The sequence below is a fragment of the Aminobacter aganoensis genome, from assembly GCF_014206975.1.
Lineage (GTDB): Bacteria > Pseudomonadota > Alphaproteobacteria > Rhizobiales > Rhizobiaceae > Aminobacter > Aminobacter aganoensis.
In genome coordinates this window covers 436668-460709 of record NZ_JACHOU010000001.1, presented here as the reverse complement: position 1 = coordinate 460709, position 24042 = coordinate 436668, and the positions used below count along the sequence as shown (strand labels likewise).

At 63.6% G+C, this 24042-nt stretch carries 26 protein-coding genes and 1 pseudogene; 18 read left to right on the top strand and 9 right to left on the bottom strand.

Annotated features, from left to right (window positions below; all coding sequences use genetic code 11):
• Positions 1-30: 30 nt before the first annotated feature.
• The 4 genes from purQ to purC all read right to left on the bottom strand — a co-directional run bounded on the left by purQ (position 31) and on the right by purC (position 2037).
• A complete protein-coding gene (gene purQ / locus GGR00_RS02250) occupies positions 31-705 on the bottom strand; it encodes a phosphoribosylformylglycinamidine synthase subunit PurQ (protein ID WP_055968984.1) in 675 nt (224 codons plus the stop codon).
• Positions 702-935 (bottom strand): hypothetical protein, encoded by a 234-nt coding sequence (locus GGR00_RS02245; protein ID WP_055968981.1) that lies wholly within the window; start codon positions 933-935, stop codon positions 702-704. Before GGR00_RS02245 ends, purQ begins: the two co-directional genes overlap by 4 nt.
• A gap of 19 nt (positions 936-954) precedes the next feature.
• Positions 955-1197 (bottom strand): phosphoribosylformylglycinamidine synthase subunit PurS, encoded by a 243-nt coding sequence (purS, locus tag GGR00_RS02240; protein ID WP_055970572.1) that lies wholly within the window; start codon positions 1195-1197, stop codon positions 955-957.
• Positions 1198-1269: 72 nt separating this feature from the next.
• A complete protein-coding gene (gene purC, locus GGR00_RS02235; RefSeq protein ID WP_018427486.1) occupies positions 1270-2037 on the bottom strand; it encodes a phosphoribosylaminoimidazolesuccinocarboxamide synthase in 768 nt (255 codons plus the stop codon).
• 285 nt (positions 2038-2322) lie between these two features.
• Here purC and GGR00_RS02230 point away from each other — a divergent pair, with 285 nt between their 5' ends.
• Together GGR00_RS02230 and GGR00_RS02225 are read left to right on the top strand one after the other, a co-directional pair.
• A complete protein-coding gene (locus tag GGR00_RS02230) occupies positions 2323-2643 on the top strand; it encodes a DUF1476 domain-containing protein (protein WP_055968978.1) in 321 nt (106 codons plus the stop codon).
• A gap of 111 nt (positions 2644-2754) precedes the next feature.
• A complete protein-coding gene (locus tag GGR00_RS02225; protein WP_055968975.1) occupies positions 2755-3525 on the top strand; it encodes an HpcH/HpaI aldolase family protein in 771 nt (256 codons plus the stop codon).
• 10 nt (positions 3526-3535) lie between these two features.
• Here GGR00_RS02225 and GGR00_RS02220 read toward each other — a convergent pair whose 3' ends face one another.
• On the bottom strand, positions 3536-4090 hold the full coding sequence (locus GGR00_RS02220; RefSeq protein ID WP_184698062.1) for an RBBP9/YdeN family alpha/beta hydrolase: 555 nt from the start codon (positions 4088-4090) through the stop codon (positions 3536-3538).
• An 85-nt stretch (positions 4091-4175) separates the two neighbouring features.
• Entirely contained in the window at positions 4176-4637 is a 462-nt protein-coding gene (rirA, locus tag GGR00_RS02215; protein WP_055968972.1) for an iron-responsive transcriptional regulator RirA, read from the bottom strand.
• Positions 4638-4883: 246 nt separating this feature from the next.
• On the opposite strand from rirA, the gene GGR00_RS02210 reads away from it, so the two are divergent.
• The 5 genes from GGR00_RS02210 to GGR00_RS02190 all read left to right on the top strand — a co-directional run bounded on the left by GGR00_RS02210 (position 4884) and on the right by GGR00_RS02190 (position 9644).
• A complete protein-coding gene (locus GGR00_RS02210; RefSeq protein WP_055968970.1) occupies positions 4884-5456 on the top strand; it encodes a GNAT family N-acetyltransferase in 573 nt (190 codons plus the stop codon).
• 72 nt (positions 5457-5528) lie between these two features.
• Positions 5529-6836, top strand: coding sequence for a DUF445 domain-containing protein (locus GGR00_RS02205; protein ID WP_184697593.1), 1308 nt, complete (start codon positions 5529-5531; stop codon positions 6834-6836).
• 70 nt (positions 6837-6906) lie between these two features.
• Entirely contained in the window at positions 6907-7338 is a 432-nt protein-coding gene (locus GGR00_RS02200) for a phasin family protein (RefSeq protein WP_184697590.1), read from the top strand.
• Positions 7339-7569: 231 nt separating this feature from the next.
• Complete coding sequence (locus tag GGR00_RS02195) at positions 7570-9078, top strand: helicase HerA domain-containing protein (protein WP_184697587.1); 1509 nt, start codon at positions 7570-7572, stop codon at positions 9076-9078.
• Positions 9079-9164: 86 nt separating this feature from the next.
• Positions 9165-9644, top strand: coding sequence for a MaoC/PaaZ C-terminal domain-containing protein (locus GGR00_RS02190; protein WP_184697584.1), 480 nt, complete (start codon positions 9165-9167; stop codon positions 9642-9644).
• 8 nt (positions 9645-9652) lie between these two features.
• Here GGR00_RS02190 and GGR00_RS02185 read toward each other — a convergent pair whose 3' ends face one another.
• Positions 9653-10348, bottom strand: a complete 696-nt coding sequence (locus tag GGR00_RS02185) for a fumarylacetoacetate hydrolase family protein (protein WP_184697581.1) — start codon at positions 10346-10348, stop codon at positions 9653-9655.
• A 275-nt stretch (positions 10349-10623) separates the two neighbouring features.
• Here GGR00_RS02185 and GGR00_RS02180 point away from each other — a divergent pair, with 275 nt between their 5' ends.
• The 11 genes and pseudogenes from GGR00_RS02180 to dusA all read left to right on the top strand — a co-directional run bounded on the left by GGR00_RS02180 (position 10624) and on the right by dusA (position 22890).
• A complete protein-coding gene (locus tag GGR00_RS02180) occupies positions 10624-11124 on the top strand; it encodes a (2Fe-2S)-binding protein (RefSeq protein ID WP_184697578.1) in 501 nt (166 codons plus the stop codon).
• Between the two features lie 126 nt (positions 11125-11250).
• Complete coding sequence (locus GGR00_RS02175; RefSeq protein ID WP_184697575.1) at positions 11251-13602, top strand: xanthine dehydrogenase family protein molybdopterin-binding subunit; 2352 nt, start codon at positions 11251-11253, stop codon at positions 13600-13602.
• Positions 13603-13712: 110 nt separating this feature from the next.
• The gene (locus GGR00_RS02170; RefSeq protein ID WP_184697572.1) at positions 13713-14510 is read left to right on the top strand and encodes an FAD binding domain-containing protein; all 798 of its coding nucleotides are present in this window, start codon (positions 13713-13715) and stop codon (positions 14508-14510) included.
• Between the two features lie 68 nt (positions 14511-14578).
• Positions 14579-14927: pseudogene (locus tag GGR00_RS02165) on the top strand (VOC family protein).
• A 118-nt stretch (positions 14928-15045) separates the two neighbouring features.
• Positions 15046-16188 carry an alpha-hydroxy acid oxidase gene (locus GGR00_RS02160; RefSeq protein WP_184697569.1) on the top strand — a complete coding sequence of 381 codons (1143 nt, stop codon included), beginning with the start codon at positions 15046-15048 and terminating at the stop codon, positions 16186-16188.
• Between the two features lie 190 nt (positions 16189-16378).
• The gene (locus GGR00_RS02155; RefSeq protein ID WP_210309402.1) at positions 16379-16864 is read left to right on the top strand and encodes a sigma-70 family RNA polymerase sigma factor; all 486 of its coding nucleotides are present in this window, start codon (positions 16379-16381) and stop codon (positions 16862-16864) included.
• Between the two features lie 84 nt (positions 16865-16948).
• Positions 16949-17953 carry a FecR family protein gene (locus GGR00_RS02150; protein ID WP_184697563.1) on the top strand — a complete coding sequence of 335 codons (1005 nt, stop codon included), beginning with the start codon at positions 16949-16951 and terminating at the stop codon, positions 17951-17953.
• 212 nt (positions 17954-18165) lie between these two features.
• Positions 18166-20634 carry a TonB-dependent receptor gene (locus GGR00_RS02145; RefSeq protein WP_184697560.1) on the top strand — a complete coding sequence of 823 codons (2469 nt, stop codon included), beginning with the start codon at positions 18166-18168 and terminating at the stop codon, positions 20632-20634.
• Between the two features lie 37 nt (positions 20635-20671).
• On the top strand, positions 20672-21271 hold the full coding sequence (locus GGR00_RS02140; RefSeq protein ID WP_184697557.1) for a biliverdin-producing heme oxygenase: 600 nt from the start codon (positions 20672-20674) through the stop codon (positions 21269-21271).
• 16 nt (positions 21272-21287) lie between these two features.
• The gene (locus tag GGR00_RS02135; RefSeq protein WP_082496368.1) at positions 21288-21743 is read left to right on the top strand and encodes a YbaN family protein; all 456 of its coding nucleotides are present in this window, start codon (positions 21288-21290) and stop codon (positions 21741-21743) included.
• Positions 21744-21885: 142 nt separating this feature from the next.
• Positions 21886-22890, top strand: coding sequence for a tRNA dihydrouridine(20/20a) synthase DusA (gene dusA / locus GGR00_RS02130; RefSeq protein WP_184697553.1), 1005 nt, complete (start codon positions 21886-21888; stop codon positions 22888-22890).
• An 11-nt stretch (positions 22891-22901) separates the two neighbouring features.
• On the opposite strand, the gene GGR00_RS02125 is transcribed toward dusA, so the two are convergent.
• Positions 22902-23603 (bottom strand): TIGR02281 family clan AA aspartic protease, encoded by a 702-nt coding sequence (locus GGR00_RS02125; RefSeq protein WP_055977358.1) that lies wholly within the window; start codon positions 23601-23603, stop codon positions 22902-22904.
• Between the two features lie 16 nt (positions 23604-23619).
• The gene (locus GGR00_RS02120; protein WP_055977355.1) at positions 23620-23850 is read right to left on the bottom strand and encodes a DUF1289 domain-containing protein; all 231 of its coding nucleotides are present in this window, start codon (positions 23848-23850) and stop codon (positions 23620-23622) included.
• Positions 23851-24042 lie beyond the last annotated feature (192 nt).

The following is a 24042-nucleotide window of genomic DNA, read 5'->3' as shown; positions in this document are numbered from 1 at the left end:
TGACTGGAGAGAATGCCGGACGCTTGCCGCTCAGGCCGCCTTGGAAAGGCCGAGCGCGCTTTCGAACAAGGCACGGCCATCTTCGCCGCCATGCGCCGCCTCGATCAGGTTTTCGGGGTGCGGCATCAGGCCGAGCACGTTGCCCTTGTCGTTGACGATGCCGGCAATGTCGTTGATCGAGCCGTTCGGGTTGGTGCCCTCGGCGTAGCGGAACACCACCTGGCCGCTGCCCTCGATGCGCTTCAGCGTCTCGGGATCGGCGAAATAATTGCCATCGTGATGCGCCACAGGGCAGCGGATGATCTGGCCGGCCGCGTAGTTGCGGGTGAAGGCGGTGTTTGCGTTGGCGACCTCGAGCTTCACTTCGCGGCAGACGAATTTGAGCGAGGTGTTGCGCATCAGCGCGCCGGGCAAAAGTCCGGCTTCGACCAGGATCTGGAAGCCGTTGCAGACACCCACCACCTGCACGCCCTTGGCGGCCTTTTCGGCCACCGCACGCAGCACCGGCATGCGGGCCGCGATCGCGCCGCAGCGCAGATAGTCGCCGAAGGAGAAGCCGCCCGGAATGGCGATCAGGTCGACATCGGGAATCTCGGTGTCCGTCTGCCAGACGGTGACGGGAGCCTTGCCGGAAATCTTGGTCAGCGCCGCAATCATGTCGCGGTCGCGGTTGAGGCCGGGGAGGAGGACGACAGCTGATTTCATTTCGGTTCGTAAGGCCTCTGGGGTTCGGCGAGTTCACGCAATTCTAAGCGCCGCTCGATGCGTTCGAGCCGTTCGTCGTGACGATCCAGTCTGCGGTTCACGCCAGCCAGCGCTTCTTCCGCACCTGTCATGCGTCGTTTGATCTCCTGGAGGTCGAACTTCATTTCCGAGAGATCGCCGTGAACGCGCTTCAAAAGCTCGTACATCAGCTCGTTGGTGACTTCAGGCACGTGGCCCTCCGGTGCAACCTCAGATAAGCGTCACACTATAATTCTCAATCACCGTGTTCGCCAGAAGCTTCTCGCACATGGCGTTGAGGTCGGCTTCCGCCTTCGCCTTGTCGGCGCCGTCGATTTCGACGTCGAAGACCTTGCCCTGGCGTACCGAGCCGACGCCGCCAAAGCCGAGGCCGTCGAGCGCATGTTCGATCGCCTTGCCTTGCGGGTCGAGCACGCCGTTCTTGAGGGTGACGGTGACGCGGGCCTTGATCACGGGCATTTCACTCCGGGGTCGAATTGGAAAACAGTCGGGCGCGAAGTTACTCGCGCCCGTGCTTGGATCTGGTCAGTGCTTGACGAGAACCGGCCCGGTAGGGCGGGGCGTCTCGTTCTCGTTCATGATGCCGAGGCGACGTGCCACTTCCTGGTAAGCCTCGACCAGTCCGCCCATGTCACGGCGGAAACGGTCCTTGTCGAGCTTGTCTTGGGTGGCGACGTCCCACAGGCGGCAGCTGTCCGGCGAAATCTCGTCGGCAACCACGATGCGCATCATGTCGCCTTCGAACAGGCGGCCGCATTCGATCTTGAAATCGACGAGCTGGATGCCGACGCCCATGAACAGGCCGGAGAGGAAGTCGTTGACGCGGATGGCGAGCGCCATGATGTCGTCGATTTCCTGCGGGCTTGCCCAACCGAAGGCGGTGATGTGCTCTTCCGAGACCATCGGATCGTCCAGTGCATCGGCCTTGTAGTAGAACTCGATGATCGAGCGCGGCAGCACGGTGCCTTCCTCGATCCCCAGGCGCTTGGCCAGCGAGCCGGCGGCGACGTTGCGCACCACAACTTCGAGCGGGATGATCTCGACTTCCTTGATCAGCTGCTCGCGCATGTTGAGCCGGCGGATGAAGTGGGTCGGAATGCCCATGCGGTTCAGGTGGTTGAAGATGTGCTCGGAAATGCGGTTGTTGAGCACGCCCTTGCCGTCGACGACCTCATGCTTCTTCTTGTTGAAGGCGGTGGCATCGTCCTTGAAAAACTGGATCAGGGTACCCGGCTCGGGGCCTTCATAAAGGATCTTGGCCTTGCCTTCGTAGATGCGGCGGCGACTCTTCATTTGATTGTTTCTCTGGTTGGAAGGGTGGACGGCAAGCTACCGGTCCCTTTCTCACGCCGCAAAGCCGCGGCGGCTGTGGGTTTCAGGGCGGTCTCTACCTCAATCGGTGCCATTGCTCAATCATCATTTCCGGCCAATTAACGCCTTTTGCTGCGGAAATGCCGCACCATGGCGCTAAACGGAGCAAAAGAGGGATATTGACCGCGCCTCGGCCTTTTGGTTTGAGGAAGACGATATCATATGCACCGGAAGTCGAATCGATTTCCCACTCCCTGGAGGACTGCCATGAGCAACATGAAGGACCGCGAAGAAGGTTTTGAGCGCAAGTTCGTCTTCGACGAGGAGCTGCGTTTCAAGGCGAATGCGCGGCGCAACAAGGCGCTCGGCCTCTGGGCTGCCGAAAAGCTTGGCAAGTCGGGTGCCGATGCAGACGCTTATGCGAAGGAAGTGGTCGTTTCCGACATCGAGGAAGCCGGCGACCATGACGTGTTCCGCAAGATCCGCGCCGACTTCGACGCCGCCGGCGTCGACCAGTCCGACCATCAGATCCGCCGCACCATGGACGAACTGATGGCTCAGGCGATCGAGCAGGTCAAGAACACCTGATTTTCCAGGCCTTGCCGGACTGGACCAACGAACCGCCCGGATTCCGGGCGGTTTTTGTTTGCGACTCCGGTCGCTTCCGGGTGAAATGACGCCCGACACGGAGAGAGAATAATGTCGCTTGCCGAGAGACTGCACGCCAACGAGACCATCATCACCGCCTGGTCGGGCGTGCCGGATGCGCTGACGGTCGAGATACTTGCCGGGCAGGGGTTCGATGCGGTCACCCTCGACATGCAGCACGGCGGCCACAACGAAGACAGTGTGCTGCGCTCGCTTGCGCCAGTCCTGCGCGCCAACAAGCATGCAATCGTCCGGGTTCCGGTTGGCCGCTTCGACATGGCAAGCCGTGCGCTCGACTTCGGCGCCGAGGCTGTCATCGCGCCGATGGTCAATTCGGTGGAAGACGCACAGCGCTTCGCGGCGGCGATGAAGTATCCGCCATTGGGCGAGCGCTCCTGGGGGCCGACCTTCGCTGCGCCCCGCGCAGGCAGCAAGGACCCGGTCAAGTGGCTCAGGGAGAGCAACGCTCGCACCGTATCATTTGCAATGGTCGAGACCCATGCCGCGGTCGCGGCGCTTGACGGCATCCTGTCGACCCCTGGCATCGATGGCATCTTTGTCGGCCCTGGCGACTTTTCCATCGCCTGGTCCAAGGGCGAGACGATCAACGGCACGCTCGAAGGCATGATGGAGACGGTGGCTGCAATCGCCAAGCGGACGCGCGCCGCCGGCAAGCATGCCGCTATCTATGTCACCGATCCGAAGATCGCTGGACGCTTCGTCGAGATGGGCTTCCAACTGCTTGCCACAGGCTCGGAACACCAGTTGATCTCAGCCGGCGCCGCAGGCCTGCTGGCCGATCTCAGGAAATCGCTCGGCTGACGAGCGCCCGTCAGCCTTCCAGGCGCGACAGGAACTGCGCAAACACCATCGATCCCTCCGGCCACGGCCCGTGGCCGGAATCCGAATTGATGTGACCGGATTCGCCCGCATCGACGAACAGCGAACCCCAGGCGGCGGCGATGTCTTCCGCAACGTCGTGGGCGCAATAGGGATCGTTGCGGCTGGCGATCACCACGGACGGAAACGGCAAAGGGTCGCGCGGATAGGGGCCGAACGTTATCAGGTGCTTTGGCTTCATAGCCGGGTTGGAAACATCCGGCGGGGCAACGAAAAATCCGCCCGCGACGCGCTTCTTGAAGCCTGGAATGGCATGGATCACCGTCGGTATGCCCAGCGAATGGGCAACGAGCACGACCGGCCGCTCGGCGGCGTTCACGGCATCGATGACCTTGGCCGTCCAGTCCCCGCGCACCGGCTTGGACCATTCGTCCTGCTCGACACGGCGCGCAGTCGACAGCTTTTCCTCCCAACGGCTTTGCCAGTGGGTGGGCCCGGAACTGGTGTATCCGGGGACGATGATGATGTCGGCGTCCTTGACTTTCATGCCGCGCATGTAGCGACGCGGCTGCCCCGGCGCAACCACCACGAAGCGCCTTCGTGTGGCCGGGGCTTGCGATATCGGTGTCGAGCTAGCCGGCCAGGGCGCGGGGCGGAGTGAAATCGATGCCCAACAGATCGCGCATGTTGGGACGCGCAGCGACCAGATCCGCGATCGTGTAGCGGCCAAGGACTTCGAAAAACGCATTCAGCGCTTCGCGAAGCGCCGAATTGAGCCCGCAACTGTCGACCAGCGGGCATTCGGCTGCGTCACTTTCAAAGCACTCCGCCATGGCGAAGCTCTCTTCGGTGACGCGCACCACATCGAAAAGCGATATCTGGTCGGCTGGCTTGGCCAGCCGCACGCCGCCATTGCGGCCGCGGACGGTTTCCACCAGCTTGGCCTCGACCAGAGGCTGGAGGATCTTGAACAGAAACAGCTCCGACACCGTGTAGGCGGCTGCGATCTCTGGGACACGGCTCAGCCGGCCCTCATTGGCCGCGCAATACATCAGGATGCGCATGGCGTAGTTGGTCTGGCGGGTAAGACGCATTGGTGATTCCTCGCTGTGGCGCGGACAGGCTTCTTATATGGCCTACACCTTAGAACAATTCCAGACAAGCGATGTCAACAAATCTGGACAGGAAACATCAGTTAACTGCAATTGCGGCCCCGCACCGGACGCAGGCCAGCCTTGCATTCCTGACCGGGCTCACGGGTTGAAGTTATTGCTGCATGGCACAATATTGCCGATGTCGGGAGTCGAAGACTCTGGGGAGGAACCCATGAGGACTACGACATGGAACAGATCAAGCAAGCTCAACGGCCGCTGACGGGGATCATCCGCCAGCTCAGGCCATCCGATCTGCCCCGCTTTGCCGAACATCTGCTGAGACTTGACGCGCAGAGCCGCCGCGACCGCTTCAACGGCCTGACCGACGACGGCTTTCTCCGCTCCTATGCCGATCGCAGCTTCCACCAGGGGGTGATTGTCATCGCCTATGTCGAGGGTGACAAGGTTTTGGGCGCGGCCGAACTGCATGAACGCCCGGAGGAGCGCGAGCCCACGGCCGAGATCGCGTTCAGCGTCGAGAGCCAGTTGCAGCACAGGGGGATCGGCGGGCGCCTGTTCCGGCGGATCATCGCCCAGGCGAAGGGGCTGGGCTACACCCGGTTGCAGGTGACGACACACGCCAACAATTCCGCGATGAGGGCCTTGGCCCGTCGCTTCAATGCCAAGCTGAGTTTCGCGCAGGGCGAGACCAACGGCATCATCGAACTCGACGCGGACGGAGCGGCCGATCCCGATATGGGCTTTCTCGCGCCGGCAGACTTCGGACGCCGCAAGGTCGGCAAGGCCATCGCCGCCTAGGTTCGCTTTTCGAATTGAAGCGGTGAGAGGCTGTGCCGATATAGTCCCTGTGACGAACAGGGAAGGCGACCGATGTCCTCACCGCAAAGCCAGGCCCTTCCGGCCGGCATGACACCTTCCGCCAAAGCCGTCGATGCCGAAAAGCTGGCAGCGCTGCGCAGGACCAAGTTTCTGGCGACTGCCGCCCTGGTCGTGTGCGTGTGCGTGTTCGCGATCGCAAAGTCGCTGCAGGGACGCTGGCCCTGGCTTGGCTTTGTCGCCGCCTTCGCCGAGGCGGCCACCATAGGCGGGCTGGCGGATTGGTACGCCGTCGTTGCCCTGTTCAAGCGGCCGCTTGGGTTGCCGATACCGCATACGGCCATCATCCCCTCCAACCAGAACCGGATCGCCGAAAATCTCGGCCGCTTCATCGAGGCCAACTTTCTGGCGCCCGAGCCGGTGCGGCAGAAGCTGAAGGAGGTGGATTTCGCAGCCCTCGTCGCCGACTGGCTGTCGGATCGCAGCCGGGCGGAGGGGCTGTCGCGTTTCGTCGGCCGGCTGGTCCCGCAGATGCTCCAGGCGATCGAAGGCTCCGGGCTGCGCGAATTCGCCACGCGCCGCATGCTCGATCGCCTCGGCAAGATTGATGTGGCGCCGCTGGCGGCGGAGCTGCTGTCGGCTTTCACGGATGATCGCCGGCACCAGCGCATGCTGGACGAGTTCACCAAGATCATCGGCAATTTCCTGAGCGACGAGCAGGCGCTGGCCGTGCTGCGCGAAAAGATCAGGGAGGAGCTGCCTTCCGTCTTCAACCGGTTCCGTGCCGACGCCTATCTGCTCAAGCGCATCGTCGCGTCCGCAGCCACCTTGCTGGAGGAGGTCCGGGCCGATCCCGATCATCCGCTGCGCGGCGAGTTCGACCGCTTTGTCCATGGCTTCATCGATCAGCTTCGCCATTCGCCCGATTATGCCAAGCGCGCCGAACAGCTGAAGCGCAATTTCCTCGCCCGTCCCGAACTGCGCGGACTGGCCCTCGACGTGTGGAAGAGCATGCGCGGTTTCATCGAGCAGGATGTGGCATCGCCGGACTCGATGACGCGAAAGCACTTGACCAACCTGTTCGTCGAGGTCGGCCAGAACCTGGCGCGTGATCCGCAGATTCGCGCCGACATGAACACCGGTTTCGTGGTCGCGCTTGCGTCCTTCGTCGAGAGCCAGAAAAGCGGCGTCTCGGGCTTCATTGCCGAACAGGTCAGGCGCTGGGACCTTGGCCAGCTGACCCGGCTGATGGAGATCAACATCGGTCGCGACCTGCAGTATATCCGTTTCAACGGCATGCTGATCGGCGGCCTTGCGGGCCTTGCGCTCTATTCCGCCGAACTGCTCTTGCTGGCGAATTGACCAAGCCCGCGGCTTGTCTATTCTGGCCTTGCGACCTCCGGGACGGTCCGGAGCCAAATGGGAGCGAGCCATGGCCAAGAAGCCGGAACCTGAATCCTTCATGGACATGTTTTCGAAGTTCGGCCGCGATCTGAAAATGCCCGCGGTCGATGTCGACGACATCGTCAGCCATCACCGCAAGAATCTCGAGGCGCTGGAAAAATCGGTGAAGGCAGGTGCTTCGGGGGCTTCGTCGCTGATCGCCAAGCAGCGCGAGATGATCCAGAGCGCATTGCAGGAGGTGACCGAGGCCGCCCAAGGATTGCGGGCGCCGGGCAATCCGCAGGAAATGCTCGGCAAGCAGGCCGATTTCGCCAGGCGATCATTCGAGGCCGCGCTCAAGAATGCCGGCGAGGTTGCCGACATCGTGCGCAAGTCGGGTTCGGAATCGGTCGAGATCCTGCGCGAGCGCATTCGCGAGTCGATGCAGGAGGTCCGCGACAGCTACGACAAGAAGAAGTAGCTTTTCCAGGCCGGATCCGGCGCGCGTGCGGCCCACCTCTGTTGTGGGTTTCGCAAGACGGGCCGCGCAATGCCGGCCCTCGGGTGCTAAGGAAGGCAGATCACCATTGGAACGCAGTGCGTCCGTCCGGATGCACAAATGCGTCTTAACGCATTGAATCTGCGTGTTGTGCCTGCCGGGAATCGGGTTTGATTCGCGGGCTTACGCGGCAGGATTCGACCGGGGAAAAGGATGAAGGTAGGCATCGAGATGGGGGCGGCGTCCGGCGGGACGAAGGCTCAGCTTGATCTCGAAGAGTTGCTGGCGACCCGATTGCTGGTCCAAGGCAATTCGGGCTCGGGGAAGTCGCATCTCCTGCGCCGCCTGCTCGAGCAGAGCGCGCCCTGGGTGCAGCAGTGCGTCATCGATCCCGAAGGCGATTTCGTCACCCTTGCCGATCGCTTCGGCCATGTCGTCGTCGACGCCCAGCGCACCGAGGCAGAACTCACCCGCATCGCCGGCCGTATCCGCCAGCATCGCGTTTCCGTCGTGCTCAACCTCGAAGGCCTCGATGTCGAGCAGCAGATGCGCGGCGCGGCCGCGTTCCTCAACGGCATGTTCGATGCCGAGCGTGACTTCTGGTATCCCGTGCTCGTGGTCGTCGACGAGGCGCAGCTGTTCGCGCCGGCGGTGGCCGGCGAGGTGTCCGACGAGGCGCGCAAGATCTCGCTGGGTGCCATGACCAACCTGATGTGCCGCGGCCGCAAGCGCGGACTGGCCGGTGTCATCGCCACGCAGCGCCTGGCAAAACTCGCCAAGAACGTTGCCGCCGAAGCGTCCAATTTCCTGATGGGCCGCACCTTCCTCGACATCGACATGGCCCGCGCCGCCGACCTGCTCGGCATGGAGCGTCGGCAGGCGGAGATGTTCCGCGACCTGGCGCGCGGCAATTTCGTGGCTCTCGGACCGGCGATGTCGCGCCGGCCCCTTCCTGTCGCCATCGGTCCCGTCGAAACGTCGGCACGTTCGGTCAGCCCCAAGCTGATGCCGCTGCCCGATGCCAGCGACGACACGCGCGAGCTGATTTTCGCACCCGCTCCGCTGGAAGCGCGTCACCCGGTGCGGCGTCCGCCGCCGCCCACACCGACGCCGACGGCCGACATCATTGCCCAGCTTTCGCAGGTGCGCGCCGAGGCATCGGCGCCGGTGGCCGAGCCGATTTTCCCCCTGTTCGACGAAGCCGAGCGCGAGGCGCTGATCGACACCATCGTGCGCGAGATGGTCGAGGACCCGGATGCTGCGTTCCGCACCGACGCCGTGCTCTACCAGGACTTTTTGGTCCGCTGCCGCATCAAGCGCGTGCAGGGCGAAGCGCCTGCATTGTCGGTCTTCCGCCGCCGCTACGCGGTGGCACGGTCGGGCATCGACGACGAGACGGCATCGAGCGACACCTGGCAGCAGGCGCTCGGCATGTCCGCCGCTTTGCCCGAAGACCTGCAAGCGGTTTTCCTTATCGTAGCCCAGGCGGCGGTGAAGGGTGCGCCTTGCCCGTCTGACGCAGCCGTCGCGCACGCCTATGGCAGCCATTCGGCCCGCCGGGCGCGGCGTCTGCTCACCTATTTCGAGGAGCAGGGGCTGGTTGTCGTGCGCACCGACTTCCACGGCAAGCGCTCGGTGGCTTTTCCCGAACTCGGCTGCGAAACTGCCCTGGGCGACCCTGAGAGGACCGACGACGTCGCCGAACGCGAGGCGGCCGAATAGCCTCGGCGGGGCCTGCCAAAGGTTGACAAGGGCTCTCCGTTCATGGTCCCCACAGGCCAGGTGTTGCCGGACACGGGGGAGGAAGCGTGTCGAAACCCATCGAAACCTATGAGGAACTGCGCGCGAAGATCGGGCAGGAACTCGGCGTTTCCGACTGGCTGGTCGTCGACCAGGGCCGCATCGACGGCTTTGCCGAATCCACCGGCGACCGCCAGTGGATCCATGTCGACCCCGAGCGCGCGCGCCGCCAGAGCCCGTTTCGCACGACAATCGCCCATGGCTTCCTGACGCTGTCGATGATCGGGGCGTTCATCCAGGACATGGGCGTCATTCCCGCCCATACCCAGGCTGCCTTCAACTATGGCCTCGACAAGGTGCGCTTCGTGGCACCGGTAAAGGTCGGCTCGCGGGTGCGCATGCGCTCGGTGCTGATATCGATGGAAGACAAGGGGCCGGGGCAATATCTGATCAAGGGTGAAAACACCATCGAGGGCGAGGCCAAGCCGGCGCTCGTCGCCGAGACGCTGATCATGCTCTATGAGCGGCGCAAGAAGGCGACGGCCTGAACTGCTGGCTACCGTGCTGCGATCGAAATCGCGATTTCGCCGACACCATCGACGCCGCCGGTGATGCGGTCGCCGGGACCGACCGCGCCGACGCCGGCCGGCGTGCCGGTGAAGATCAGGTCGCCGGCCTTCAGTTCGATCGATTGGCTGCAGATGGCGATGATCTCCGGTACGGACCAGATCATGTCGGCGAGGTCGCCCTGCTGCCTGGTCTCGCCATTGACGGCAAGCCAGATGCGGCCTTTCGTCGGGTGGCCGATCTCGGATGCGCGGACGAGCGGCCCGCATGGCGCCGAGCGGTCGAAGCCCTTGGCCCAGTCCCAGGGGCGGCCAAGCTTCTTGGCCGTGTCCTGCAGGTCGCGACGGGTCAAGTCGATGCCGGTGGCATAGCCCCAGACGTGATTCAGCGCATCCTTGGTGTCGATGTCGGAACCGCCGCGGCCGACGGCGACCACCAGTTCGATCTCATGATGCAGGTCGTTGGTGAGCGGCGGATAGGGGATCGTGGCGCCGCCATCGACCACGGCGTCGGCCGGCTTGCCGAAGAAGAAGGGCGGCTCGCGATCCGGGTCGCTGCCCATTTCGCGCGCATGCGCAGCATAGTTGCGGCCGACGCAAAGGATGCGCCGGACCGGAAAGCGTTCGGCTGATCCCGAGACGGCGACAGAAGCCGGTTCGGATGGGGCGAATGCGAAAGCGGCCAAGGTCAGCCTCCCATCGATGTGATGCAGGCTTTTGGCATGATCCGACCGCGCATTCCACTTCCAATCGACATCCGTGGTGTCTGCCGTTGCTGGCCCGGCCAAATCGTCGCAAGTGGTGCCGGCAGCAAAACCTGCCGCATTTTCTTCGCTGGCATGCACGCAATGCGTGTCTGGACCCAAAAAGCCGCTTGCAGCCTTAATTTGCGGGGATAGGATTTGGCCACCTGACGGGTGCGGGGTCTGCCTGGCCGGTCGCGGCAACAGTGGGAGGTTTCATGTCGGAGGTATCTTTGGTCGTCAATGGCCGAAAGGTCAGCGGCGCGGTGGAGGACCGCACGCTTCTAGTCCATTTCCTGCGCGAGCATCTGGGCCTGACCGGCACCCATGTCGGGTGCGACACGTCACAATGCGGCGCCTGCGTCGTCCATGTCGACGGCAAGGCGATGAAATCCTGCACCATGCTTGCAGCGCAGGCCTCCGGGTCGACCATCACCACCATCGAGGGGCTCGCCAACGGCGCCGACCTGCATCCGGTCCAGGCCGCGTTCAAGGAGCATCATGGCCTGCAATGCGGTTTCTGTACGCCGGGCATGATCATGACCGCGACCGACATGATCCGCCGGCATCCCGAAGGGCTCGACGACGCCACCGTGCGCGCGGAACTCGAAGGCAACATCTGCCGCTGCACCGGCTACCACAACATCGTCAAGGCGATCCTCGCCGCTTCGAAGACGATGTCGAAGGCGTCCAGGAGCAAGGCGAAGAAGGCGGCGTGAGAAGATGAGGGACTAGGGAGTAGCGAGTAGCGAGTAGGGGTTTTGCCCCACCGCTGCCGTCACCACTTCCCACCATTCGCTACTCACTATTCGCTATTCGCTTTTTCAGGTTCGGGAGGAATTGAAATGGGAATCGAAGGTATCGGCGCGCGGGTGGCGCGCAAGGAAGACAAAAGGTTCATCACCGGCGCGGGGCGCTATGTCGACGACATGGTCGTGCCCGGCATGAAGCACGCGGCATTCGTGCGCAGCCCGCACGCCCATGCCGACATCAAGAAGATCGACGTCAAGGCGGCGGAAGCCATGCCGGGCGTGATCGGCGTGCTCACCGGCAAGCAGCTCAAGGCTGACGGCATCGGCAACCTGATCTGCGGCTGGATGATCCATTCCAAGGACGGATCGCCGATGAAGATGGGCGCATGGTCGCCGCTGGCGGTCGACCGGGTGCGCTATGTCGGTGACGCCGTCGTCATCGTGGTGGCCGAGACCAAGGGCCAGGCGCGCGATGCCGCGGAAGCCGTCGAGATCACCTACAAGGAGCGCAAGTCGGTGTCGGATGCCGTCGAGGCGCTGGGCAAGGGCGCGCCGCAGCTCCATCCCGAGGCGGATGGCAACCTGATATTCGACTGGGGCATCGGCGATGCCGCAGCGGCCGATGCGGCGCTCAAGTCGGCCGCCCATGTCACGCGCGTCGAGATCGTCAACAATCGCCTGGTTCCCAATGCGATGGAACCGCGGGCTGCCCTCGGACACTACGACAAGGCCGAGGATCACTACACCTGCTGGACGACGTCGCAGAATCCGCATGTTGCCCGCCTGGTGATGAGCGCGTTCTACAATGTCGCGCCGGAGAACAAGCTGCGCGTCATCGCGCCGGACGTCGGCGGCGGCTTCGGCTCCAAGATCTATATCTATCCTGAAGAGATCGTCTGCCTGTGGGCCTCGAAGCGTACCGGCGTGCCGGTCAAGTGGGTGGCCGATCGGACCGAGAGCTTCCTGACCGACGCGCATGGCCGCGACCACCACACCACCGTCGAGATGGGCTTCGACAAGAACAACAAGATCGTCGGGCTGAAGGTCGACACGATCGCCAATCTCGGCGCCTACATGTCGCTGTTTTCCTCGGCGACGCCGACCTATCTCTACGCGACGCTGCTGTCGGGCCAGTACAACATCCCTGCGATCTACGGCAATGTGCGCACGGTCTACACCAATACCGCACCAGTGGATGCCTATCGCGGGGCAGGGCGACCCGAGGCAACCTACGTGGTCGAGCGCACGATGGAGATCGCCGCGCGCGAACTGGGCGTGTCGCCGGCCGAGCTCAGGCGCAGCAACTTCGTCACGCAGTTCCCCCACCAGACGCCAGTCATCATGTGCTATGACGCCGGCGACTACGGCGCCTCGCTCGATGCGGCGATGAAGCAGGCCGACTATGCCGGCTTTGCCAAGCGCAAGTCGGCGGCAGCCAAGAAGGGCAAGGTGCGTGGCATCGGCATGAGCTGCTACATCGAGGCCTGCGGCATTGCGCCGTCGGCTGCGGTGGGCAGTCTTGGAGCGGGTGTGGGCTTGTGGGAGTCCGCCGAGGTGCGCGTCAACGCAGTCGGCACCATCGAGGTCCTGACCGGCTCGCACAGCCATGGCCAGGGCCACGAGACGACGTTCGCCCAGCTCGTCAATTCGCGTTTCGGCGTGCCGCTCGACTCGGTGTCGATCGTTCACGGCGACACCGACAAGGTGCAGATGGGCATGGGCACCTATGGCTCGCGTTCTGGCGCCGTCGGCATGTCGGCGATCGTCAAAGCGCTCGACAAGGTCGAGGCCAAGGCCAAGAAGATCGCGGCACACCTGCTCGAGGCCGACGAGGGCGACATCGTCATCGAGAACGGTGCGCTGAAGGTTGCCGGCACCGACAAGAACGTGCCGTGGTTCCAGATGGCGCTTGCCGCCTACACCGCGCACAATCTGCCGGCAGGCATGGAGCCCGGACTGAAGGAGACGGCGTTCTACGACCCGTCGAACTTCACCTTCCCGGCGGGCTGCTACATCTGCGAGGTCGAGATCGATCCCGAAACGGGCAAGACCGACATCGTGCAGTTCGTCGCCGCCGACGATTTCGGCAACATCATCAATCCGATGATCGTCGAAGGGCAGGTACATGGCGGTATCGCGCAGGGCGTCGGCCAGGCGCTGCTGGAAGGGGCTGTCTATGACGGCAGCGGGCAGCTTCTGACGGCAAGCTACATGGACTACACCATGCCGCGCGCCGACGACCTGCCGTCGTTCCAGATTTCGACGTCGAACACGCCTTGTCCTGGCAATCCGCTCGGCATCAAGGGTTGTGGCGAGGCCGGCGCCATCGGTTCGCCGCCGGCGGTCATCAACGCCATCACCGACGCGCTCGGCCACGAAAACCTGACCATGCCGGCGACCCCGAGCAAGGTCTGGGCGGCACTGCGCGCCGGCACGAAGCACTGAGAGAAGCGAATAGGGAATAGGGAGTAGTGAATAGGGAAGTAGAAAGCGGATGCGAACTGCTCGCTATTCGCTATGCCCTGTTCGCTCTTTCCCCCAAGGGAGAAAGACACATGTATTCCGTCAACTATCATCGCGCCACCTCGGTCGCGGATGCCGTCAAGAAGATCAAGACCGGTGACGCCAAGTACCTTTCTGGCGGCATGACGCTGATCCCGGCGATGAAGACCCGGCTCGCGGCACCGTCGGACCTGGTCGACCTGAACCATATTGCCGACCTCAAGGGCATCAAGGTATCGGGCAAGACTGTTACCATCGGTGCGGCAACGACGCATTTCGACGTTGCCAAGGACGAGAAACTGAAGAAGGTCTGCCCGGCGTTGTCCGCTCTCGCCAGCCATATCGGCGACCCGGCGGTCAGGCACCGCGGCACGATCGGCGGCTCCGTCGCCAACAACGATCCGGCCGCCGATTATCCCTCGGCGCTGCTGGCGCTGGGGGCGACGGTGGTCACCAACAAGCGGCAGATCGCGGCCGACAAGTTCTTCAAGGGCCTGTTCGAAACCGCGCTCAAGGACGACGAGGTCGTCACCGCCATCACCTTCACCGCACCTGCCAAGGCCGGATACGCGAAATTCCCCAACCCCGCGTCGCGCTACGCCATGACCGGCGTCTTCGTGACCAAGGGCAAGGAAGGCGTGCGGGCCGCAGTGACCGGGGCAGGCGACGACGGCGTGTTCCGCTCCAGGGAGATCGAGGCGGCGCTGGCCAAGAAGTTCGAGGCGTCGGCACTCGAGGGCGTTTCGGTGCCGTCGAAGAACCTGATGGCCGATATGCACGCTTCGCCCGAATACCGCGCCAACCTGGTGGTGGTGATGGCCAAGCGCGCGGTCATGGCGGCCAACGCCTGATTGCGAACAATCACGAAGTGCCAGAAGGGGCCATCGGGCCCCTTTTGATTTCAGAAAGGGCTCATGCCATAACCGTTCGTCGCATCGTCGCCAATCTCCACGCAGCCGACCCGAGGGCGGCACAGACGTTCTACGGCGAATTGCTCGGGCTCGATGTCCTTATGGATCACGGCTGGATCCTGACCTTCGGTACCGGTGGTACGATGATGCCGCAACTCGGCGTTGCCAGCGAGGTCGGGCGCGCCGGTGCCGGTGCTTTCGATCGAGGTCGACGATGTCGACGAGCTCTATCGACGGGTGAAGGCTGCGGGGCATGAGATCGTCTACGATCTTGCCGACGAGCCCTGGGGCGTGAGGCGATTTTTCGTCCGCGACCCGCTCGGCAACATCATCAATATCCTCGATCACGCGGCATAGAACGAAAGTCTGCGACATCCGGACGAACATCTTGCCGGTCGGCCCTTGGCATCGGTCGCGAAGGCGGCTTACATGCCGCGGCCTGTCGCAACTCATCAGCATCCTGGAGCATAGTGGAATGGCGCGTCCGATAACTTCGATCGCCGATCTTCGCGCAATCGCCAAGCGCCGCGTGCCCCGCATGTTCTACGACTATTGCGATTCCGGCGCCTGGACCGAAAGCACCTATCGTGAGAACGAGAGCGACTTCGTGCCGATCAAGCTGCGCCAGCGCGTCGCCGTCGACATGCGCAACCGCACGCTCGAAACGACGATGGTCGGCGAAACGGTATCGATGCCGGTGGCGATCGCACCGACCGGGCTCACCGGCATGCAGCACGCCGACGGCGAGATCCATGCCGCGCGGGCTGCCGAGAAGGCGGGCATTCCGTTCACGCTGTCGACGATGAGCATCTGCTCGATCGAGGACGTCGCCGAGAACACAAGCAAGCCGTTCTGGTTCCAGCTCTATGTGATGCGGGATCGCGACTTCGTCATGAACCTCATCCGCCGCGCCAAGGCAGCCAAATGCTCGGCGCTGGTGCTGACGCTCGATCTGCAGATCCTCGGGCAGCGCCACAAGGATGTCGTCAACGGCCTGTCGACGCCGCCGCGCATGACGATTCCGAACATCATCAACCTGGCGACCAAGCCACGCTGGTGCCTGAACATGCTGCGCACCAACCGCCGCACGTTCCGAAACATTGCCGGCCATGCCAAGGGTGTCACCGACCTGCGCTCGCTGTCGTCGTGGACGGCCGAACAGTTCGACCCGGCGCTGAGCTGGGACGACGTCAAGTGGATCAAGGACCAATGGGGCGGCAAGCTCATCCTCAAGGGCATTCTCGATCCCGAAGACGCGGAGAAGGCAGCGGCGAGCGGAGCGGACGCGCTGATCGTGTCCAACCATGGCGGCCGCCAGCTCGACGGCGCGATATCCTCGATCTCGGCGCTGCCGGCGATCGTCGACGCCGTCGGCGACCGCATTGAGGTCCTGATGGATGGCGGCATCCGCTCCGGCCAGGACGTGATCAAGGCCGTGGCCCTGGGCGCCAAGGGCGTGTTCATCGGCCGTTCGTTCCTCTACGGCCTTGGCGCCGGCGGCGAGGCGGGGGTGACCACCTGTCTCGACATCATCCGCAAGGAACTCGACATCACCATGGCCTTCTGCGGCCTGCGCGACATCAAGGACGTCGACGGCCGCATCATCGCGCGGCGCTGAGCGCGGAGCACGAGGCACCATTCCGCTTGCAGAACGGCGGCTCGAGGCCTGCACTTGAGCCGCGCCGACAATTCCAATATGGATCTCGGCTGAGTAGCCCGAAGCCATCTCACGCATGAATCTGAAAATTCCAAACCGGCACCGATGTGCTGCCGGCAGGGTCATTCGAGTGGGCTATTCGGACAACAGCTTGAGCATCTACCGCGCCCACCGCGTCGAACTCGTCGATTATGCAACGGCGATCGTCGGCGATCGCGCACGCGGCGAAGACGTCGTCCAGGAGGCGTTTCTCCGTCTTGATGCCGCTAGCGCCGGCCGCACGCTGGACGAGCCGGTCGGCTATCTCCGCCGCATCATCCGCAATCTCGCGATCGACTGGATACGACGCCGATCCGTCGAGGGCAGGCATGTCGCCGATAGTGCGGATGTCGAGGCAGTCGCGGAGGATCGGCCATCGCAGGAGGACGTGCTTGCCTACCGCGACGAACTGCGTGTCGTCATGGAAGCCATGGCGGAGCTGCCGGAGCGCACGCGCATTGCACTCGAAATGCACCGGTTCGAGGGCTTTAAGCTGAAGGACATCGCAGCGCATCTCGGCATTTCGGTCGGGCTTGCGCATGCGCTTGTCTATCAGGGGCTCGAGCATTGCCGGAAGCGACTAGCCGATGAAGCCTGATCGTTGCCGCCTGTTGAAAATCCGGCCCCGTCAAACGTCCATTCCTAGAGGCCTCGTTGAAGGCCAATCATCGGCGGAAATTCCTTGGGAGACAGTCTGATTAAACCGCGACAGGACACGGCGCAGTCGACCGAAGCGGCGCTTCACTGGATGATCGCGCTTGAAGACAAGCCCGATGATGCAGAAGTGGCAACGGCCTTCGAGGCATGGCTTGCGAGCAGCGAGGACCATGTGAAGGCCTGGGCCGAGGCGCGCCATGTGTGGAAAGTGCTGGGCGCGGCACATGAAGCGCGCGAAATGGCTGGCCGCCGCGATCACATGCGCCGGTCTTCATCGAAAACCCCCATGGCGCGCGGCACTCGCCGCAGAGGCTACTTCACCGCGTCGATTCTGGCTGTCGCCACGATCTGCGTCGCAGCCGTGTTTCTACAGGATATCCGCATCTGGCTGCAGGCCGATTACTCGACCGGCGTTGCCCAGACGCGCGAGATCCGGCTTGAAGACGGCAGCACGATCCATCTCGGGGCGGACAGTGCCATCGAGGTGGCTTTCGACCAGGCATCCCGCAACATCCGGCTGTTGACGGGAGAGGCCTATTTCGAAGTCGAGCCGGACGCTGCGCGGCCGTTTCGTGTCGACGCGGGCGACGTCGACACGACGGTGCTGGGCACGGCTTTCGATGTGCGGATGATGGCCGAAGGTACCGCCATCGCCGTCAATCGAGGGCGCGTGGCTGTTGCTTCTTCCACCGCGGCGGAAGTGTCGGGTGCGCCGCTCGAAGCCGGCGACTGGGTTCGCGTCAGCCACGCCGGCAAGGTCGAGCGCGGCAGGGACGTGCCCGATCTCGCCGGTGGATGGCGCAGCGGCATGCTTGTCGTGAAAGACCGCTCGGTCGGAGAGGTGGCGGAGGCCTTGGGCAGGTATTACCGGGGCAGGATCGTCCTGGCGGATGCCGCCATTGCCGGCCAACGGGTAACCGGTGTCTACAACCTCAATGAACCGATAGGCGCACTCACGGCCGTCGCCGTCGCACATGGCGCCTACGTGCACCAGATAAGTCCCTGGCTGGCGGTCGTGTCGAGCTGGTAGCCGCTGCTCGAACCGCTCTTTCGAAAACATGAGTGATTTTGTCTGAAAATCCGTAAGGCTGCTTCGTCCTTGTGATGAGAGGGGAGTTCGGCCGTTTGCCGAGCCCTCACGCTTGGGACAACAGGGTGCGGCAGGACATGTGCAAGACGAAGAGTGAACGATTTGGCGGGGCATTTTTTGCTGCGTTGATGGTGGGAACGGCATTGACGGGCATGGGTGGGACCAATCTCGCTTCGGCGCAGCAGGCAAGCGCGGCTCAGCAAAGGACCTTCCAGATTGCGGCGCAGCCGCTCGCGATCGCGTTGACCCAGCTTGGCCAGCAGTCCGGCATGCAGGTCTCGGTCGACGCGGCGGCGGTGCGGGGGCTCACCTCGCCGGGCGTGTCGGGGTCGCTGACGATTTCGGATGCAGCGGCGCGACTGCTTGCCGGCAGCGGGCTGTCCTACCGTATCGAGGGCCGAACCGTGGTCATCTCCGACCGTGTGTCCAATGCGCACGCTGTGCCGGCTGCCGATGGCTCGCTGGTGCTCGATGTGATCGATGTGACGGGCGGGCGCGGCGCCGCCGATGCGCCATTCGAGACGGCGGGCTCGGTAAACCACATTTCCGCCGAGCAGATTTCGCGGACGCCGCCGACCTCGGTTGGCGACATGTTCCGCTCGACGCCCGGCGTGGTCGCTTCCGGCAACCGCGTCGGCGCCTCCGTCGACGTCAACATTCGCGGACTGCAGGGGCAAAACCGCGTCAACGTCATGGTCGACGGTACGCGGCAGACGAACAATTCCTACCGCGGCTATCGCGGAAGCCGTAACGAAACCTACGTCGATCCTGATTTCCTAGGCGGCATCGACATTTCCAAGGGACCATTTGCCGGTGCCGGCGGCGTCGGAGCGATGGGTGGCGTGGTCAACATGCGCACCATCGAGGCGCGCGACATCGTCAAGGAAGGCGAGAACCGTGGTGTCAGGGTCAAGGGCAGCCTTGGCAGCAATACCATCGACCCGCCCGCCGTGGGCGCCAGGCAGATGCGCCGGGCGGATTCCGAATTCTTCAACGGCGACGCATGGTCCGGAAGCGTCGCCGCAGCGATGCTGGAAGACAATTATGAGTTCGTGGTCGGTGTTTCGCGCCGTCGCGCCGGCAACTATTTCTCGGGTTCCGAGGGCAAGTCGACCTATCGCGACACCAGGGTGCCGTGGCTGCCACCGCGCGAGGCGCTACTGTCGTCGTATCGGCCAGGACAAGAAGTGTTCAATACTTCCCAGGACGTGACGTCGTTCCTGAGCAAAGGCAAGGCCAGATGGGGAGATGGCCACTCGTTGTCGCTCGGCTATACCTACTACCAGAACCACTATGGCGATATCGATGAGTCGTCCTTGGCTTTCTCGCTGCCAGGGTCCGTCATCAATCTCCCGCTCGAGCAGGCGGAACTGGCGACCACCAAGACCCATACGGTCAAAGCGGGCTATGCCTACCAGCCGGAAGGCAGCGACACCGTCGACTTCCAGTCGAACCTCTGGTTCACCGACGTCAACACCGAGAGCTGGGTCAACAGCCTGTCGAGTGGCGGCAAAGGTCTGGCGCATGCCAGGACCGTCGGCGGCGATGTTTCCAACATGTCCAAGCTGGATACGGCCATCGGCGAGCTAAGCCTGAAAACCGGAGCAGAGTTCGTCTACGAACAGGCCCGGGAGCAGGGTGCCACCTTCAACTGGGGCTATGCCGGTGCAAATCCGAACGGGAACCGGATGCTGGCGAGCGTGTTCAGCCAGAGCAAGCTGGACGTCACCGATTGGCTAGCCCTGTCGGGAAGCCTGCGCTACGACCACTACGAAAGCGAAGGTGTCGGCCCCAGCCGGTTCGCGAAGAAGTCTGATGGCCGGCTCAATCCGGCGCTCGGCGTGACGATCACGCCCCTGACCGGGCTGCAACTGTTCGGCACCTACACCGAAGGCTGGCGGCCGCCGAGCCTGCGGGAGACATCGGCATTCCAGCAAGATTATCTGGTACCCAATCCCGATCTGAAGCCGGAGCTGTCGAAGAACTTCGAGTTCGGCATCAACCTCATGCGTGACGATGTGCTGGTCTCTGGCGACTCGCTCAGGTTCAAGGTCGCGCGCTTCGACAACAGCTATGAGGACTATGTGGTTCGGGCGCGTCCGGCGGGTCTCTACACGTGGCTCAACATCGATGACGCACGGTTCTCGGGCTACGAATTCTCGGCTGCCTACGACACGGGGACAGTCTTCGTCGAAGGTGGATTGACCGTCTATGACGACATGCAGTTCTGCAACACACCACCGGGTGGTTCTGTGCAGCGCTGCGGCATCGGCCAGATCGGCACCGACTATGGCGCGATGGGAATTCCACCGAAATATTCCGGCAATGTCACCGCAGGCATGCGCCTGTTCGAAGAAAAGTTGACTGTCGGTGCGCGCGCTTATTTCTTCGGTCAGCGCTATGGCGGCTATGGTCTGGTGCCAGGGTCCGTCAATCCTCCGGTGTTTTACTACAGCAATGTCATCGTCGATCTCTTCGGCAGCTACAAGTTCACCAAGGACATGGCGCTCGATTTCAGCGTCGAAAATGTCGGCGATCGGTACTACCTGGATCCGATGTCGACGAGCATCGTGCCGTCGCCGGGGCGGACGTTCCGCGCCGGCCTGACGGCCAAGTTCTGATTTCGGCGTATTCCCGCTCGTTTCGTGAGAGAAGACCATGACGACCATCGACATCGAAAAGCCGGTCGAGGCCAGCCGCGCCAAGCGCCTGAAGGCGCGGACCAACACCACTCACGAGCGTCTCGACGCGTCGATCATGGCCGGGCGACCGTTCGAGGATCGGCGGCGGTACGGTCTCTTCCTGACCGTCCAGCACAGCTTCCATCGCGATATCGATGCGCTGTATTCGAGTGCCGTGCTAGAGGGGCTGTTGCCGGATCTCGACGGCCGGCGACGCCTGGACCTGATTGGCCAGGACATTGTCGACCTGGGCATCGCAGTGCCCGATGTCGCCGAAGCTCCCGTCTTTGACGGCGACGCCGATCTTCCGACGGCGCTCGGCTGGCTCTATGTTGCAGAAGGGTCGAATCTCGGCGCGGCCTTCCTTTTGAAGGAGGCGGCCAAGCTTGGGCTTTCCGAAGCGTTCGGCGCAAGGCATCTTGCGCCGGCGCCTGAAGGGCGCGGTCTGCACTGGCGCACGTTCACGGCCGCACTCGATGCTCTGGAACTGAGCAAGGAAGAGGAAGACCGCGTCGTCGCCGGGGCGGAGGCGGCATTCCGCTGCGTGCATGGGCTGGTAAGGGAGACTTTTGGATGAAGGCCATCGCAAGGGCATGTCAGGCAGGATGACGTCGCTGTTTCGCCGCGCCGCCAACGGCGCGGCCTTCAATGCGAGACGGGCGGGCCTGACTGCGCTGGGCATGCTGATGCTCGCCCTCGGCATCATCGGCGCATTCCTGCCGGTCATGCCGACGACGATCTTCCTCATTGCCGCTGCCTGGTGTTTCGGCCGCTCGTCGCCCCGGTTCGAAGCATGGTTGCTTGACCACCCGAGATTCGGTCCGCCCTTGCGCGCCTGGCGCGAGGAAGGCGCCATTCCGCGCCGGGGCAAGATCATGGCCTGGACGGGCATGGCTCTCGGCTATGGAGTGTTCCTGCTTGGCAAGCCCGATATACTGGTTGCCGCGGCCGTCGCGGTTTTTGTCGCCGCCGGCGCCCTCTATGTGGCGACACGGCCGGATCCGAAGCCCAGGCCTGGAGATGCGACGCTTCGCGGGGATGAGCGCTGAAGTTCAGTCGGAGGCTTTCTGACGGCTGGGCGGACGAGAGCGGCCCTGGCGCAGGCAAGGCGATTTGGCCTCCGCCTCCTTGTTGTGATAGGGAGCGGCCTTATCTGAAGGCGACCGTTGCCTCACGCACATCGAAGAAGCCATGACGAAACTCTATGCCGACGGCGCGAAGATCGTCGCCGTTGCACCCATGATGGACTGGACCGATCGCTGCTGCCGCTATTTTCACCGGCAGATGACCCGCGATTCCCTGCTGTACACCGAAATGGTGGTCGCTGACGCCGTGATCCACGGCGCGCGCGAACGGCTTTTGGGTTTCGACGACTGCGAGCATCCCGTGGCGCTGCAACTCGGCGGTTCCGATCCGGCGAAGTTGGCCGAAGCGGCGCGCATCGGCGAAGACTTCGGCTATGACGAGATCAACCTCAATGTCGGCTGCCCGTCCGACCGGGTGCAGTCAGGTACCTTTGGCGCCTGCCTGATGAAAACGCCGGGGCTGGTAGCCGAAGGTGTTGCGGCCATGAAGGGCGCGGTGAAAATCCCGGTGACGGTGAAGTGCCGCATCGGCGTTGACGACCAGGACCCCGAACCGGCCCTGGACACGCTCGCCGACGATGTCTTCGCGGCCGGTGCGGATGCGCTCTGGGTGCATGCGCGCAAGGCGTGGCTCGAAGGCCTCAGCCCCAAGGAAAACCGCGATATCCCGCCGCTGAACTATGGCCGCGTCTATCGGCTTAAGGCCAGAATGCCCCACCGGTTCATAGGCATAAACGGTGGTATTCAGACGCTCGATGAAGCCCGGGCACATCTTGGCCATGTCGACGGCGTCATGCTTGGCCGCGCCGCCTACCACACGCCGAGCATCCTTTCCGGTGTCGATGCGATGCTGCGCGGCGAGGCATCCGAAAATCTTGATTTCGCTGGCCTTGTCGACACGATGTCCGACTATGCCGCTCGCCACATCGCTGCCGGCGGCAGGCTCGGGCATGTCACGCGGCATATGGTCGGATTGTTCCACGGCCTTGCCGGCGCCCGGCGCTTCCGCCAGATCCTCTCGACGGGCGCGACCAGGCCGGGTGCCGGTGCCGAGGTGTTGCGACAGGCGTTTGCCGCGGTCGAGCTCAACCGCGCAAGCGAAGCGGCGTAACGCATCAAGGCTCAGTCGCGGAGGATCATCCGGTCGCCGCGCACGTCGAAACCCGACAGCGAGCCGATGAAATTCATGCCCAGCAAGCTCTGCTCGAGGCCCTGGTCGGCGACGAGCATGGGCAGGTTCTTGCGCTCGATGGTGCCGAGCTGGACGCTGCCTGCGGTAATGCGCGCCGCATGGGCAATGCCGTTGGCGGTCGACACGGGAACCGAGAAATTCAGGCTCTCGGGATCGAAACCCGCGCGGCGGGCATCGGCCACGGTCAGCACGGTGCTTGTGGCGCCGGTGTCGACCATCGCCTGGATGGTCGCGCCATTGATCTGCAGGCGTGCGCCGAAATGCCCGTTCGGCAGCTTGTCGAGCGTTACGGTGGCGCGGCCGTCGCCGTCCAGCGCCGATATCGGACTGCCCGGCACCAGGCCTGCGGTCACGCGGCTGGCGATATCCTGCAATTCGTAGCGATACTGATAGCCGGCGACCAGCACGAGCACGATCAGTACCCACATCGCCAGGCTTCTCAGCGTGTCGCCCAGCCGCGTTCCCCGAGCCAGGACGCCGGCCCCGATGACCATGACGAGCACGCCGAGATAGATCAACTGGCCGAAGCTGTCATTGTCGAGGCCAAGGGTCTGGCCGGATGTGTCGTTGAACAGCAAGAGCAGCAGTCCACCGCCGAGCACCGCTATGGCAATCCAGTAAAGCCGGCTCATCTCTTTGTGCAGATCCTCAGACGGCGCCGCGTTCGCGGGCCATGCGCGTGCGACGGGTTTCGCGGCGCGGCTTGCGCTCTACGGTTTCGAGTCGCGCCGGAAGCGCGGCCATCACGGCGCGGCGCGTTTCCGGCGTCATTGTGAGCCAGGCGCCGATCTCTTCACGCGTGCGCCCGCAACCGAAGCAATAGCCGGTGACCATGTCGATGGAGCAGACGAGGATGCAGGGCGATTCGATGGCCGTCATCGTGGAATCCGGTGGCGCTGGTGCAGATTATGCAGGGTGCCGCACGCCGCCGCAACATGCAGGCTGCCGCTCCCACATGGTGCAACCGGTAAGGGAATGCAAGTCCGACGCCCGGTGTCGTGCCGCATAGTTTCCACGGCGCAGGCGACCGGACGCCATGCCGCGATTGTTTTCGTTCCGCGAGGGGGCTAT